This is a genomic window from Planctomicrobium limosum (genome assembly GCF_051465645.1).
GTDB lineage: Bacteria > Planctomycetota > Planctomycetia > Planctomycetales > Planctomycetaceae > Planctomicrobium.
On sequence record NZ_CP195790.1, the window covers coordinates 5,187,501 to 5,200,933 of the forward strand.

Below are 13,433 nucleotides of genomic sequence, written 5' to 3' on the forward strand. Positions count from 1 at the left end.
ACGTGGGATTCTGTTGCTGAAGTCTATTCGCGACTCTATTTCAAATTCCTGAAAGAACAGAGATTCGGATCGGAATGCCGGTCAACGCGCGATTGGGTGCCAAACTCAGACAAAAAATAAAAAAACTTCCAATCCCAATGGGCGCATTGGTCTGCGTCACGTCTCCACTTTGCAATCCGTTTTCGACTTCAGCTCGCGCTTGACCTGTGCCGATTTCCGAATACCTTGTCCTGCGTGTGGGGACTTGGGAGTTGTGGAAAATTACCGCAACCACCTGAGGAAATGATCGTGCGCAGCTTGCATGAAATCCCCGACAGTTGCGTAAGCGTTATTATAGCGCTCTCGACCGTACTCAAGGCGGCAGGAGTCGTCTTTCGTTTCCAGAATGAGTCTGGCAGCGTGCGGTGTCATGATGTCAACCGCCTGACAAGGGGTTCAGGCGCGGATGTGATTGCGGACCTGATTCTCCAGGTGTCCCGCAAAGGCAAGGAACGTGTTCGGGCTGTTACGCGCCTGTGTGGTTCCGTAATGCCTGAGAAATACTGTAGTTAAGTCATTTTTTGAGTCTCCGCTTGCTACCGGGCTTGCGGATATGGCAGCGAGGATGAGCTGCGACTTGTCCGGCAGTCGGCCTGTTGGCTCCTTCCCTGGCCGGACTGCCAGCCTTTTGTCCCGTTTGCGCTGCACGGATGTAGCGCGGGACAAAGGGCTTGCCTTTCTTCTCTTCTCTGAGCTTTCTCGCTCGGTGTTGTGCCATTATTCATCCTTGTGCTTTTCACAGGCGGATGCACTTCTTATCCTTGACTGTGTTGTTATTCGGTCAGGCGATGAGGATCTGCGGCAAGGGCGGGATTCCGTTCGCTCTGAGAATTGCTTGTGAACCTGCAGGAGAAGTTTGAGAGTACGCAAGTGATTCGCTTGCGATATTATGTCGATCAGGTTTGCTCCTCGTCCAAATCGGGCTGATCAGGCTCGAAAAGTATTTTTCACTTTGCTCAGAAAAGAAATTGATATGGAACTTGTCCTCTGCAAGGACTCTGTTGATCTTGGTCAGCGTGCTGCCGCTGCAGGAGCCGCAAAATTGCGAGAAGCACTTGCGCAGCAGGGAAGTGCCAACATCATCGTCGCAACCGGTGCCTCTCAGTTTGAGACACTGTCTGCATTGTTAAAAGAGACTGACATCGACTGGACCCGTGTCACGGCGTTTCACCTCGATGAGTACATTGGATTGCCAGTCACTCACCCGGCATCGTTCCGGAAGTTCCTGCACGAGCGTTTTGTCGATCTGGTTCCGCTGAAAGCGTTCCACGAAGTTCAGGCTGACGCTGAGGACCCATACGCGGAATGTGAGCGGCTTGGTGAGCTGATATCACGAGAAAGCATCGACGTCGCGTTCATGGGAATTGGAGAAAACGCTCATATTGCGTTCAATGACCCACCGGCAGACTTCGAAACTGAAGTACCATATCTGGTCGTGAACCTGGATGAAGCTTGCCGTCTGCAACAGCTCGGTGAGGGTTGGTTCCCGACATTGGACGACGTTCCGAAGCAGGCGATCAGTATGTCTGTTCGCCAGATTCTGAAATCTCGTAATCTGATCTGCAGTGTGCCTGACGCTCGTAAGGCAACTGCGGTAAAGAACTCGGTTGAAGGGCCTGTCACTCCAGAAGTGCCGGGATCAATTCTGCAGCAACATCCAGCGGCAACGTTATTCATTGATCCTCCTGCTGCACAGGAATTGACACGCGCTGATTAGGTTTGAATAGCGTAAGAGGGACATATGCCTGGATTCGTTGATTTACAGATTAATGGTTACGCCGGTGTTGATTTCAACTCAGATCACCTGACTGGCGAAGAGTTGCATCGGTGTTGTCAGGCGTTGCAGCGTGACAAGGTTGATGGCATCCTCGCGACTTTTATCACGGATAGCATCGAGACTCTGAGCAATCGAATTCAGCGATTGGTCGAGTTGCGTGAACAGGATCCGCTGGCTCAACGGCTGATCTGGGGGCTTCATATTGAAGGCCCATTTATCAGCCCGGAGCGTGGGTATGTTGGAGCGCATCCAGTGGCTCATGCACAGCCTGCTTACATCGATGGGATGGAGCGAATTCTGGAAGCTGGAAACGGGTTGGTACGTCTGGTGACACTGGCTCCAGAAATGGATGCAAACCAGACCGTGACCCGTTTTCTGGCGGATCAGGGTTTGATTGTTTCAGCCGGTCATACCAACGCGAGTTATGACCAGTTGAAGGCGTCCATCGATGCCGGTTTGGTGATGTTCACCCATCTGGGGAACGGGTGCCCGATGCTTCAGGATCGTCACGATAACATTATTCAGCGCGTTCTCTCTCTGAGCGAACATCTCTGGATTGGCCTGATCGCTGACGGTGCACATATTCCGTTTTTTGCGATGCGGAACTATCTGAAAGTCACTGGTCTGGAACGGGTGGTCATCGTGACAGATGCCATCTCTGCAGCCGGGTGTGGGCCAGGTCGATTCCAGCTTGGTGATCGTTGGGTCAATGTCGGTGCTGATGGGGTTCCGCGTGCGGACGACCATAGCCACCTTGTCGGGTCCGGGACAATCATGTCTCAGATGGCATTGAACCTGAAGAATGAATTGAAATTGAGTGACGCGGACATCGTTCGGCTCACGAGTTCCAACCCCCGCAAGTTTCTTGAGATGTTCCCCGCTGCTGTTCCAGCAGTGCAGGCATAATTTGAAGTTGCATGCAGATCGCGTTCAGCAATCTGTTATGACCTGAAATAAAAAGGCCGTCCAAATCATTGGACGGCCTTTTTTGTTTTTACGATTCGAAGCGAGGTCTCAGGTGTTACTTGAGAATCTCCTCACCTCGACTGGACTGGTCTAAACAAGCTTGAACGCAATCTTTAATGCGTCATAGGCCTTTGGTCCCTGATTCAGGTCAACAACAACACTCGTGCGGATCTCGCTCGTGTTGATCATCTGAATGTTCACGCCTGCATCTGCCAGAGAACGGAACAGGCGATCGCCGACTGCAGTGTGGGTTCGCAGTCCAATTCCTGCGACGCTGAGTTTGGCGATATTCGGTTCGGTGTTGATGCTGGCTTGCGGCCATTCAATGAGCAACTGATCGAGCACTGCTGTGCACTGAGCCAGTTGTGATCGTGGAACGGTGAAAGAGATCTGTGCCTGTCCGCTGTGGCTTACGTTCTGAACAATCATGTCGACCATGACATTCGCGTTGCTGACGGCGGTGAACAGCTTGGTGCAGATCCCCGGCAGGTCTGGAGCATTGTTCAGTGTGACGAGCGACTGAGAATCGTCCAGCAACACTTCACTGACAACGATGTCTTCCATGCTCGCCAGTTTGCTGACGACTGCTTCCAGAATGTCGCTGCTTTCCTTCATTGTGGCTCTTGTTGCGGCCACTCCGGCGGACCCGATGGATGGGACAACAGCGGTTCCCTCTTCCAGCGAGAAGCCTTTGTGGACAGCAAGCAGGGCATCCTGGCTTCGGCTTCGATCGACCAGTGCAGAGATCTTGATCTCGCTGGTTGTGATCATTTCCAGATTGATGCCTTCGTCTGACAGTGACTTGAACATCTGGGCTGCAACACCAGAGTGTGTCAGCATTCCGTTTCCGACTGCCGAAATCTTGGAAACGTGTGTTCCGCTTCGGACGAACCCGGCTCCCAACGCTTTCACTGCGAGTTCAGCGGCTGTGAGTGTTTCGGCGAGATCGCCTTCAGGTACGGTGAAGGTGACTTCTGCTTTTCCACTGACAGCGACGTTCTGCACGACCATGTCGATCGGAATCTTATGGGCAGACATCTGGCTGAAGATGGTTGCCATGACTCCTGGTTGATCCGGCAGGTCAGCCAGTGTGACGCGCGCTTCGTTTTTGGCGAGTGCCAGCCCGGTGACAACCCGATCTTCAGTGCGGTTTGAGATCAGTGTTCCAAGTGAATCGCTGAAGGATGGACGAACTCGCAACGGTACGCGGAACTTCTTCGCAAACTCAATTGATCGGGAATGCATGACGCCAGCACCGAGGCTCGCGAGTTCCAGCATTTCGTCATAAGAGATCTCGTCGATTTTGCGAGCATTCAAAACGGCGCGGGGGTCCGTGGTGAACACGCCCTCAACGTCTGTATAGATCTGGCATTCTTCAGCCTGTAAAGCTGCAGCAAGAGCAGTTGCTGTGGTGTCGCTTCCCCCACGGCCAAGAGTTGTGATGTTGGAGGCGCCGTCGATCCCTTGGAATCCACAGGCGACAACGATTTCTCCAGCGTCCAGGTGAGCTTTGATTCGCTCGGTCGAAATGGACTGAATTCGGGCTTTGGAGAATGTCGAGTCGGTGATGATGCCGATCTGTCCGCCGGTCAAGCTGACGGCCTTTTCTCCGAGTCCATGAATTCCCATTGCAACGAGTGCAACTGATTCTTGCTCCCCGGTGGAGAGCAGCATGTCCATTTCACGGCTTGCCGGACGATCTGACATTTCTTCTGCAAGACGAACGAGCTCATCCGTCTTGTGACCTCGGGCGGAGACAACCATCACGACCTGATGGCCGGCGCGTTTGGCTGCAACGGCTCTGGCAGCAGCTGCACGAATCTTGTCGGCGGTGGCAACACTGGTGCCACCGAATTTCTGAACGATGATCGACATGAAACTGAATCCGCTTTCAAATCCAATGGATCGGCCACCCTGGCACAATCATTCGCCCTGATCTCAAACGGAGTCGAACCCCGCTCAAGGTACGGCAATGAAAGCCGAACAGGATAGCAAATTTGCAGTCTGAAAGGCGAATACAGAGTCGAGAGATTTTCCTCTGGCTGCGACTGCCCTCATTCGACTTCCCAGTTTTGCGACTCGTCAGGTGATCGCTGAACGTGTCTGGGGAGCCAAGCTGTCCATTGAACGCATCCTGACCGGTTTCTGCGTTCCGGAAGAGGTGCTGTCAGGTCTGGGAATGCTCTGTGAAGAAGCAAAGTCGCGTCTTCAACTGTTGCATTATTAATTTTCCACGCAGCTGGCGTGCAGCGGAGTCAACGACTTGTTCTCTGGGTTCCAGTGTGGAACGCATGCAAATACATCTTTCTCCATTGATCGGGCGATATCGCGGTCCATTCCCAATTCGAAGAGATTTTGGGCCCCGAGACCCTCCTCAAACGTCTTCTTGAATGATTCTGGTGTTGAGCCACTCACCTGATAGAAGTCTGCGGCCAATTGAGCCTGCAGGTTTCCGATTTCCCAGGTCATCACTTCAGAGGTCAACAGCTGGTGAGTCAGAAAGCCGGCGAACAGAATGTCTTCTGAAGTGAGTTGGCCATCAGTTCCGGCACAGAAGAGATGAACATCAAGGCTCATGTGTTCAATTGCTCTGGTGAGAGCGAGTTGATTCACAAATGCCCCGATCAGAATCTGCTTCGCAGTGCGGCACTGCCACAGAGCTTTGGTTCCGTTTGTTGTGGTGAATAGAACTGGCTTTCTATGCACAGCTTCAGTGCTGTAGCTGAAGGGGGAATTGTCCAGATCAAACCCGGGAATCAGTTGCCCATGCCGCTCTCCCCCAAGAATCCGATCGTCTGGCGGATATTGGTGCGCCAGCTGAAGCGCTTCGTCAACGTTCAGACAGGGGAACACTGCCGATGCACCGTTCGCCAATGCATGCACAATCGTTGTTGATGCACGGAGAATGTCGATCACAACGCAGGTTGCGTTTGACAGATCAACGTCGCCGGCCAGCGACGGCAGCAGATAGGTATGGATTTTAGGCATGCTCGTATTCTATGGAAGAACGGGAAATACTGAAGTGGGGGACGAAGTTTGTCGTGTTCAGGTGGGGAGCATTTGCCGGTCGCACTGAGAATGTGCGCTAGGTGGTAGGGATCTAACGTGACCGCGCTGTAGCCCTCTGGTCAGGAGCGAGGCTGCATGTTTCTGCTTAGCCGGAAGTTCATGCCACTAAACAAAATCGCACCAGTCACTTCAGGTTTCCCCGGCGACAGGTGCGAACTTGTGTATTCAGATTCGGTGAGGCACAAGCGGGTCTTGACGGAGCAGGGGACCCTAAACGACTTCGATCGAGTTTTTCAGGAGCAGCGAACTGTCAGCATCCAGCGCGATTTGAGTTGCAAGCTGTTTTGCGTAGTACGTGTTTGTTCGACCGCTGAGCAGGATTCCTTCCCCGACAGCCTGAACACGCAGGTTGTGAATTCGACCTGCGGTTTGATGCGAAATTCGCTGTTCCAGCCGGGCCAATGCGAGTTCTTGTTCTGGCGTTGGCAGTGTGTTTGTTTCGGGTATTTGATTCCATCCTGTCATGGTGGCGCCTCCTGTAACTTCAGTATTCAAATTCGTTGTGCTTACCTGTGCGTGCTGGATTGGGTCGCTTGGGATTCGGGCCTGTCAGCCTGACCATGGTCTCACGTGAGAAGCATGGGGAAACTTCTTCAATTCGAACTGTAAAACTCAGTTTGGGAGAATGAGAAGTTCAGACTGACTTGCCTTGGGTGAATGGCAGCTGGTGTTGTATTGGCGTTTGCCGATGTGTTTGCTGCATTCTTGCGAAATGGCTTGAGTCGGTCAAACAAATTCTGCACGTACGGTTGAGCATGGAAGGCAGGTGAACAATCGCGCTTCCTTCGATGCAGCTTTTCGTAGGTCACAGTGTTTTGTCGTACTCTCCGGGGAGACCAATTTCGCAGCGTAGAGACACGCTTCATCATGAAGTGGTTTGACGGTGACGTCCATGAATGTGTTGATGTTCGTCTTCGGCTACGGCAAATCAAGAACGATTGGCAGTACTCGCACAAGAATTCACAAAATCACATGGAAATACCGAGTGAATACCGCAGATTCTGTCGCTAGCGAACGAGTTGTGAGCGGCTTTGAACGAATTCAATCGAGCAAAAAGGAGATGAGACTGACGGTTCGCAAACGACTGTTTGTTGCGAAGTGGAACTACAACACGTGCCGGCGAAGAACGTGGAGTCCTGTCAGATTGACGACCAATATTGCTGACACGCAGAACTCATGTGAGCGAAACTGGGGGCCATTGCGGCCAGGCTTGTCTGTGCAGCACTGGGGGGACGCCACAGTGGGAGAGACCTCCTGCTGAAGCGAAAGCTAGTTGGGAGGCAGTCAGAGCAATTCTCGGAATCATGGAGTATCTGGCCCATGGGGATTTAAGAAATCCCATCGAGTAAGGTTTCTGCGCGACCAGCTGATCGCGCGAACCTGTTTCTAGCGATCGGACTCTGGAGATACGTCTTCAGGTTGTGTTCCTTCAAGTCTGTCCGGAGTGAGTTTCTCAATCACGGCGTAGTCCCCGGAGAGCCACTTATAGAGGTCGACCTGCTTGCATCGCGTGCAGCAAAATGGGAACAGGTAAGAGTTTCCGTCGATTTCTGGAGGGAGAACTTTCTTGCAGACCGGGCAAGTTGTCTGTTGAGTCATCAGTGGTTCTTGATTTCTATGATTTGGGAAAGAACTGGCAATTTGCAGTGAGTTCAAGAGTTGGACAGAATCGCAATGATGTGACGGGATATTACCATCCGACACGTCTACAATAATGAGGAAGATAATGCATTTTCAGAAGTCAGGGTCGTCTCGACACCCTCGCCTGAAAATTGCTACCCTGAATGATTCGTAATTGTCCTTGAGGGACCAGTTTACCAGCTGGATTGTGGTCCCGCACAAGGAGACAGCGTACAGGTTGCATCTTGTTCGTTTTGCACACTGTTCGTCGTTGTTTAATGAAATGAAGGATGTGGTCGTAGCTATGTCAGACGACAAACTGAGCAAAATGGAGCACGTCAAAGGGGAAAGCGATTTCCTCCGTGGGACGATTCTCGAAGATTTGGCCAATAGTGAACCAACCGTCGGCGAAGATAACGGCGGATTGCTGAAGTTTCACGGGACTTATCAGCAGGATAATCGCGACACTCGAACCTCAGGTCACAAAGACTTTGGGTTCATGATTCGGACGAAAATTCCCGGTGGTCGCCTGTCCGCTGAGCAGTTTGTCGCGCACCTCGACATGTGCGAAGAGTTCGGGAACGGCGTGCTTCGTATTACAGACCGTCAGGGCTTCCAGCTGCACGGGGTTCCGAAAACGGACCTGAAGTCTGCGATTTATGCGATCAACCATTGCAAACTGACAACAATTGCAGCTTGCGGGGATGTGGTTCGTAACGTCGTGGCTTGTCCCGCGCCAATCAAAAACAGCCCGGCCCATCAGCAATTGCAGGACATGGCGGATGAATTGACCCGTCATTTTCGTCCTAAGTCGACTGCCTATTTCGAAGTCTGGTTGAAGGACGGCGAAAATTCGACATTGCTGGAGGAGGTTCACGAAGAGCCGATTTATGGCAAAACCTACCTGCCACGTAAGTTCAAATTTGGACTTACGCTGCCGGATGACAACTGCATCGATGTCTACACCCAGGATTTGGGACTGATCGCTGTTGTTGAGAACAAAAATATCGTTGGTTACAACGTCCTCGTCGGTGGCGGGATGGGAGTGACACCAGCGAAAAAAGATACGTTCCCTGCGGTTGGTAAGCGACTCTGCTATGTGCCTGTCGATCAGGTGGTTGCTGTTTCTGAAGCGATTGTGAAAGTACAACGCGATTTCGGAAACCGCTCAGAGCGAAAACTGGCTCGCCTGAAGTACGTGGTGCATAACTGGGGCGTTGCCAAGTTCAAAGAAAAGGTCGAAGAGTACTACGGCGGTCCTCTTGCCGACCCGCATCCAACAGACGTGACCGGTGTCGATGACCACATCGGCTGGCATGAGCAGGGGGACGGCAAACTGTTCCTCGGCATCAATGTTGAGAACGGTCGTCTGCTGGACAATGACGAGGTCCGCCTGAAGTCATTCTTCCGCGAGTTCTTCACGAAGTTCCCTGTCCCTGCACGACTGACTGCTTTGCAGTCGGTGCTGGTATGTGACATCGATCCGAAGGACACAGCTGAAATTGAAGCCATGATGCGAAGTCATGGTGTGAAGCTGGCTGAAGAGTGGTCATTCGTTCGCCGTCAGTCGATTGCGTGCCCGGCACTGCCAATGTGTGGACTGGCTGTGACCGAGTCAGAACGCATTTTGCCGAGCATCATCGATGAACTCGATGTGGCGATGGAACAACTCGGCCTGAAGGATCAGCGGATCACATTGCACATGACCGGCTGTCCAAACGGTTGCGCCCGACCTTATGTTCCGGAGATCGGAATCGTTGGTAAGGCTCGCGGCAAATACACGCTTTACCTCGGCGGAAGCCCACTTGGAACCCGATTGAACTTCCTGTTCAAGGACATGGTTCCGCAGGAAGAGATCGTTTCCACGTTGTCACCGATTCTCGCGCAGTATCGCGATACACGAGAAGATGGAGAAAGCTTTGGAGACTTCTGTGCCCGATTGGGGAAAGATGCTCTCGCGACAGCAGGTGAGTTGGAATCGACAGTGGTCGAATCAGGCACATAGTGTCTGACAGGGTGCCTGATGAGTGTGCGTCTCACTTAGAAATCGCGGCTCCTGAATGGGGCCGCGATTTTTTTATGCGCCTGTGGGAATCGCGGATGGAAGCTTGGGGAGAAGGAAGCGTCAGACCGAGATCGCGCGTGTTGAAATTGAAGCCGCGCATAAAAAAATCCTGACAGCATTGTCTGCTGTCAGGATCACTGTTCAACTTGGCCGCAAGCTATGTCTTACTTGGCGCCGGCGATTGCTTTAGCAAGAGCGGTACCCATTTCGCCTGGGCTGCGTGCGACGACAACGCCAGCAGCTTCGAGGGCGGCGATCTTTTCTTCAGCGGTTCCACTTCCACCGGAGATGATGGCACCAGCGTGGCCCATTCGCTTTCCTGGAGGAGCAGTCTGTCCTGCGATGAATGCAGCGACTGGCTTGGTGACGTTCTGCTTGATGTATTCAGCAGCTTTGATTTCTGCGTCGCCGCCGATTTCCCCGATGAGGAGAATCGACTCGGTCTCTGGATCGTTCTGGAACATTTCGAGCACGTCGATGAAAGTGGTTCCGATGATCGGGTCCCCACCGATTCCGACTGCAGTGCTCTGGCCCATGCCAATGTTGCCGAGCTGCCATGCGGCTTCGTAAGTCAAGGTCCCGGATTTGGAGATCAATCCAACGGTCCCTTTCTTGTGAATGTAGCCGGGCATGATGCCGATTTTGGCGATTCCTGGTGTGATCACGCCGGGGCAGTTTGGCCCGATGAGTCGGACGTTTGGACGTGACGACAGGAAAGTCTTCACTTTGACCATGTCCAGAACTGGAATTCCTTCGGTGATCGCAACGATCAGGCGGATTCCAGCGTCAGCCGCTTCCATGATGGCGTCAGCACAGAATGGAGGTGGTACGAAGATCAGAGAGGTGTTCGCACCAGCTTTGCGGACGGCTTCTTCGACTGAATCGAAAACCGGGAATCCATCGACGGTTTCGCCACCTTTTCCAGGTGTGACACCGCCAACGAGAACACTTTCGCCTGGGCGATGTTCTTCGGCGTATTCACGACATTTTTGCGAGTGAAACAAACCCGCTTTGCCAGTGATTCCCTGAGTAATGATCTTCGTCGTCTTGTCTACGAGAATGGCCATTGCTGAACGGTACCTGAAGCTGCGAAATCGATTGCGGCGAGTGGGTGAACAATTCACTCAAAATGCGGATGTCAGTGTATGACACGGCACATTGCGACGGAAGCCTACGGGCCCAGACTTCCGTCAGTTTGACCGAACGTTCACAAAATGTGGCATTCATTGTGACATCCGGCCGACTTGTTGCTGCGTGCCAGTTGCCCGACGCTCCAGTGCTGAAACTCTCGACACTGGTTGCGAATTAATTACCGGGAGCCTCGGTTTTGGGCATCAGATCACGAATCCAGATGTTGCGGAACTGGACCGGATTGCTGTGATGATACAGAGTCAAGGGAACGCGTTCCGGATGTGCCGAGTATTCAGGTGGCTTATGCCAAAAGGTTCCCCCTTTGAGTTCAAAGTCGTTCTGAATGAGCACGCCGTTCTGGAAAGCGGTGATTGCGGCAGCGGATTTGAGTGTTCCGTCTGAATTGAAACGTGGTGCCCGGAAAACGATGTCGTAGGTTTGCCATTCACCTGGGCCGCGTGATGCATTGACCAGAGGAGGCTGTTGCTTATAGACCGACCCACATTGTCCGTCGTAGTAGGTTTCGTTGTTGAACGAATCCAGAATCTGAAGTTCGTAGGCGCCCATAAAAAAGACGCCATTATTTCCGCGTCCCTGACCGTCGCCTTCAATCTTCTTGGGCGTTGCAAACTCCAGATGCAGTTGACAGTCACCGAACGCTTGTTTTGTGGTGATTTTGCTGCCGGAAATTCCGTATCCGTCAACCAGCTTCCAGTCTTTTACTCCGGTCCAGGCGTCAAGGTTCGTGCCGTCGAAGAGGACGATTGCATCTGATGGAGGGCCACCGTGGGTCCCGGGGGTGACAACTTCCGGCTTCTTCCAGACGATGCCGGACTTCCACTCTTCAACGGCCCGACTCACTGTGGTTGAAAACAGAATAAGAAATGTGGCTCCAACCAGGATTTGCCAGCGTGGCGATGACAAGCGGATTGCCATTGTTTCTCTCCTGAGTCTGCAGTAATCGAGTCGGCAGGTGGACCTGATTTCTGAATCAACATAATAAATTGTGTTGATTCATGACAGGTCAGGAGACGTTCGAGGCAGTCAGAGTGTGAATGTTTACTCAGTTCGCGTAATTCCTCTGTAACCTGAATGGAGCTGTGCTTTTGTGTGAACGTACTGGCTTCAATTTGAGCGTTTGCTGCTCAGAACTGCAGGTGCAACTGCGATCGATTCGCGGATCAGGTGCGCCATCTTCGGGTGAGATGGTTCCAGATCTGGAGGCAGTTGAAACCCGCGAAGACGTTCGGAAGCAGTGGGGCCGATGCTGCCAATGACACAGGTTTGTGCAGCGGCAAGCCATTCGTCTTTGAGTTGCATGCGTTCTGCAACTTCCAGAACGTGGTTGATCTGCTGGGCACTCGTCCAGAGCAGGATCTCAAATTCCCCTGCGATCGTCTTACGAATGGATTCTTCCAATGGGGCGAGGTCGTCTGGCAATGCCCATTTGTAAACAGGGACGGGGATGACCTCGGCACCGTGTTCCTGCAACCATTGGTAGAAATCATGGCTCGGTTCGCCGTATTCCTGAACGGCAATCCGCTTTCCGGCGAGATCGAGATTCTGCTTCACGATTTCGCTGGTCATGTCTTGCCAGGTGTTCGGTTCCGGGGCGCGAATTGTGACACGAATCCCCATCTTGGAGAGTGCTGCAACTGGTTTGGGACCACGAGCGATGGTGGTCGTCGTCTTGAGCTTGTCTTGAACCTGCTGGGCGAGACCCTGGGTCGCCAACGCTTCCATCAGTGCTTCGGCGCCGACTCCGGTCATGAACACAACAGCATCAATCGTGTTGTTCAGGAGTTCATTGGCGAATTCGAACGCCTTTCCATTGTCTGTAAGGGGGATCTCCTTCATGGAGGGAGCGACGGTCGGAATCCCGCGTGACTTTTCAATGAGCTTCTCCATCTCCTCGCGGCGACGGCTCTCAAAGGAGCAGACTCGCAGAACTGGTCGATCGTTGAGTGAGGTGTCGGAACTCATGTGTGGGTTGCTCCCGAGTGAAGTCTGGTGGCCGTTGCTTGATGGAGCGTGAAACTGAAATCAGGCAAAAAGCCCTGTGATCAGTGGATCTTTCAGGCTGGTTGCGATGCCTTTGACTCCGAGAAACGTATGGTGCTGGCTGTGCTGATGCGGAACGGCGACTGCATAGGCGCCAGAAGCGACGGCCGCTTTTGCTCCGTTCTCACTGTCTTCCATGACCAGCATTTCGGCTGGAGAAACTTCAAGGCGTCGGGCTGCCGTGAGATAGATCTCGGGATTCGGTTTTCCGTGCAGAACATCTTCTGCTGAGAGCGTGAAATTGAACCTCGGCAGCAGATCGAACCGGCAGAGCATTCTTGTGAGGTACTTACGATCAGAACTGGTTGCGACCGCGCGTGGAATCTCTTTTTCGTCGAGCAAGTCGAGTAGTTCAAACAGCCCCGGCATCGGTGTGAGGTGTTCGTCGAGCAGACTCTCAAAAATTTCTCCTGATTCTGCGGCAAGATCAGGAACGGTGTCGCTGAGACCAAGAATCTCAATCATTGCCTGAAACGCCTCGTGAGCACGACGGCCCATCATGGCGTGGAAGAGTGCGGGTGTTGCCTCTTTTCCTCGGCGAATCGCAAGTTCTTTCCCTGTCAGGTGAAAAACTTCTTCCGTGTTCAACATCAACCCATCGAGGTCGAACGCGACGCCTCGGATCTTCGGAGACTCACCAGTTGTCATGCTTGCCGTGTTCATTGTTGTCGCTGCGTTATCGCAGTCAGTAAGGAGCAGTGTCGA

At 52.8% G+C, this 13,433-nt stretch carries 13 protein-coding genes (1 of these 13 only partly in view); 5 read left to right on the forward strand and 8 right to left on the reverse strand.

Features of this window, described 5'->3' with window-relative positions; all coding sequences use genetic code 11:
• From SH527x_RS19615 to SH527x_RS19625, 3 genes are all read left to right on the forward strand, one after another.
• Positions 1–120: the 3' end of a glycosyltransferase gene (locus SH527x_RS19615; RefSeq protein ID WP_437192383.1), read on the forward strand. Its footprint begins 1,062 nt before the window's first position; only the last 120 of its 1,182 coding nucleotides appear in the window; the start codon falls outside the window, past its left edge; it ends in the stop codon at positions 118–120.
• Positions 121–1,012: 892 nt separating this feature from the next.
• The gene (locus tag SH527x_RS19620; RefSeq protein ID WP_437192384.1) at positions 1,013–1,756 is read left to right on the forward strand and encodes a glucosamine-6-phosphate deaminase; all 744 of its coding nucleotides are present in this window, start codon (positions 1,013–1,015) and stop codon (positions 1,754–1,756) included.
• Between the two features lie 24 nt (positions 1,757–1,780).
• Positions 1,781–2,722: an N-acetylglucosamine-6-phosphate deacetylase gene (locus SH527x_RS19625; RefSeq protein WP_437192385.1), complete on the forward strand. Its 942-nt coding sequence runs from the start codon at positions 1,781–1,783 to the stop codon at positions 2,720–2,722.
• A 150-nt stretch (positions 2,723–2,872) separates the two neighbouring features.
• On the opposite strand, the gene SH527x_RS19630 is transcribed toward SH527x_RS19625, so the two are convergent.
• On the reverse strand, positions 2,873–4,657 hold the full coding sequence (locus SH527x_RS19630; RefSeq protein WP_437192386.1) for an aspartate kinase: 1,785 nt from the start codon (positions 4,655–4,657) through the stop codon (positions 2,873–2,875).
• A 211-nt stretch (positions 4,658–4,868) separates the two neighbouring features.
• On the opposite strand from SH527x_RS19630, the gene SH527x_RS19635 reads away from it, so the two are divergent.
• The gene (locus tag SH527x_RS19635) at positions 4,869–5,009 is read left to right on the forward strand and encodes a hypothetical protein (RefSeq protein WP_437192387.1); all 141 of its coding nucleotides are present in this window, start codon (positions 4,869–4,871) and stop codon (positions 5,007–5,009) included.
• Here SH527x_RS19635 and SH527x_RS19640 read toward each other — a convergent pair.
• The 3 genes from SH527x_RS19640 to SH527x_RS19650 all read right to left on the reverse strand — a co-directional run bounded on the left by SH527x_RS19640 (position 5,006) and on the right by SH527x_RS19650 (position 7,450).
• The gene (locus tag SH527x_RS19640) at positions 5,006–5,770 is read right to left on the reverse strand and encodes a 2-phosphosulfolactate phosphatase (RefSeq protein ID WP_437192388.1); all 765 of its coding nucleotides are present in this window, start codon (positions 5,768–5,770) and stop codon (positions 5,006–5,008) included. The two genes, SH527x_RS19635 and SH527x_RS19640, sit on opposite strands and share 4 nt — an antisense overlap.
• Before the next feature lie 291 nt (positions 5,771–6,061).
• Positions 6,062–6,316, reverse strand: a complete 255-nt coding sequence (locus tag SH527x_RS19645; RefSeq protein WP_437192389.1) for a hypothetical protein — start codon at positions 6,314–6,316, stop codon at positions 6,062–6,064.
• A gap of 921 nt (positions 6,317–7,237) precedes the next feature.
• Complete coding sequence (locus SH527x_RS19650) at positions 7,238–7,450, reverse strand: DNA gyrase inhibitor YacG (protein WP_437192390.1); 213 nt, start codon at positions 7,448–7,450, stop codon at positions 7,238–7,240.
• A gap of 325 nt (positions 7,451–7,775) precedes the next feature.
• On the opposite strand from SH527x_RS19650, the gene SH527x_RS19655 reads away from it, so the two are divergent.
• Complete coding sequence (locus SH527x_RS19655; protein ID WP_437192391.1) at positions 7,776–9,476, forward strand: NADPH-dependent assimilatory sulfite reductase hemoprotein subunit; 1,701 nt, start codon at positions 7,776–7,778, stop codon at positions 9,474–9,476.
• A gap of 224 nt (positions 9,477–9,700) precedes the next feature.
• Here SH527x_RS19655 and sucD read toward each other — a convergent pair whose 3' ends face one another.
• The 4 genes from sucD to SH527x_RS19675 form a co-directional block, all read right to left on the reverse strand.
• Complete coding sequence (gene sucD, locus SH527x_RS19660) at positions 9,701–10,603, reverse strand: succinate--CoA ligase subunit alpha (protein ID WP_437192392.1); 903 nt, start codon at positions 10,601–10,603, stop codon at positions 9,701–9,703.
• A gap of 238 nt (positions 10,604–10,841) precedes the next feature.
• A complete protein-coding gene (locus SH527x_RS19665; protein ID WP_437192393.1) occupies positions 10,842–11,603 on the reverse strand; it encodes a 3-keto-disaccharide hydrolase in 762 nt (253 codons plus the stop codon).
• Positions 11,604–11,792: 189 nt separating this feature from the next.
• Entirely contained in the window at positions 11,793–12,650 is an 858-nt protein-coding gene (locus SH527x_RS19670) for a uroporphyrinogen-III synthase (protein WP_437192394.1), read from the reverse strand.
• Positions 12,651–12,710: 60 nt separating this feature from the next.
• The gene (locus tag SH527x_RS19675) at positions 12,711–13,376 is read right to left on the reverse strand and encodes an HAD family hydrolase (protein WP_437192395.1); all 666 of its coding nucleotides are present in this window, start codon (positions 13,374–13,376) and stop codon (positions 12,711–12,713) included.
• Positions 13,377–13,433: the final 57 nt, after the last annotated feature.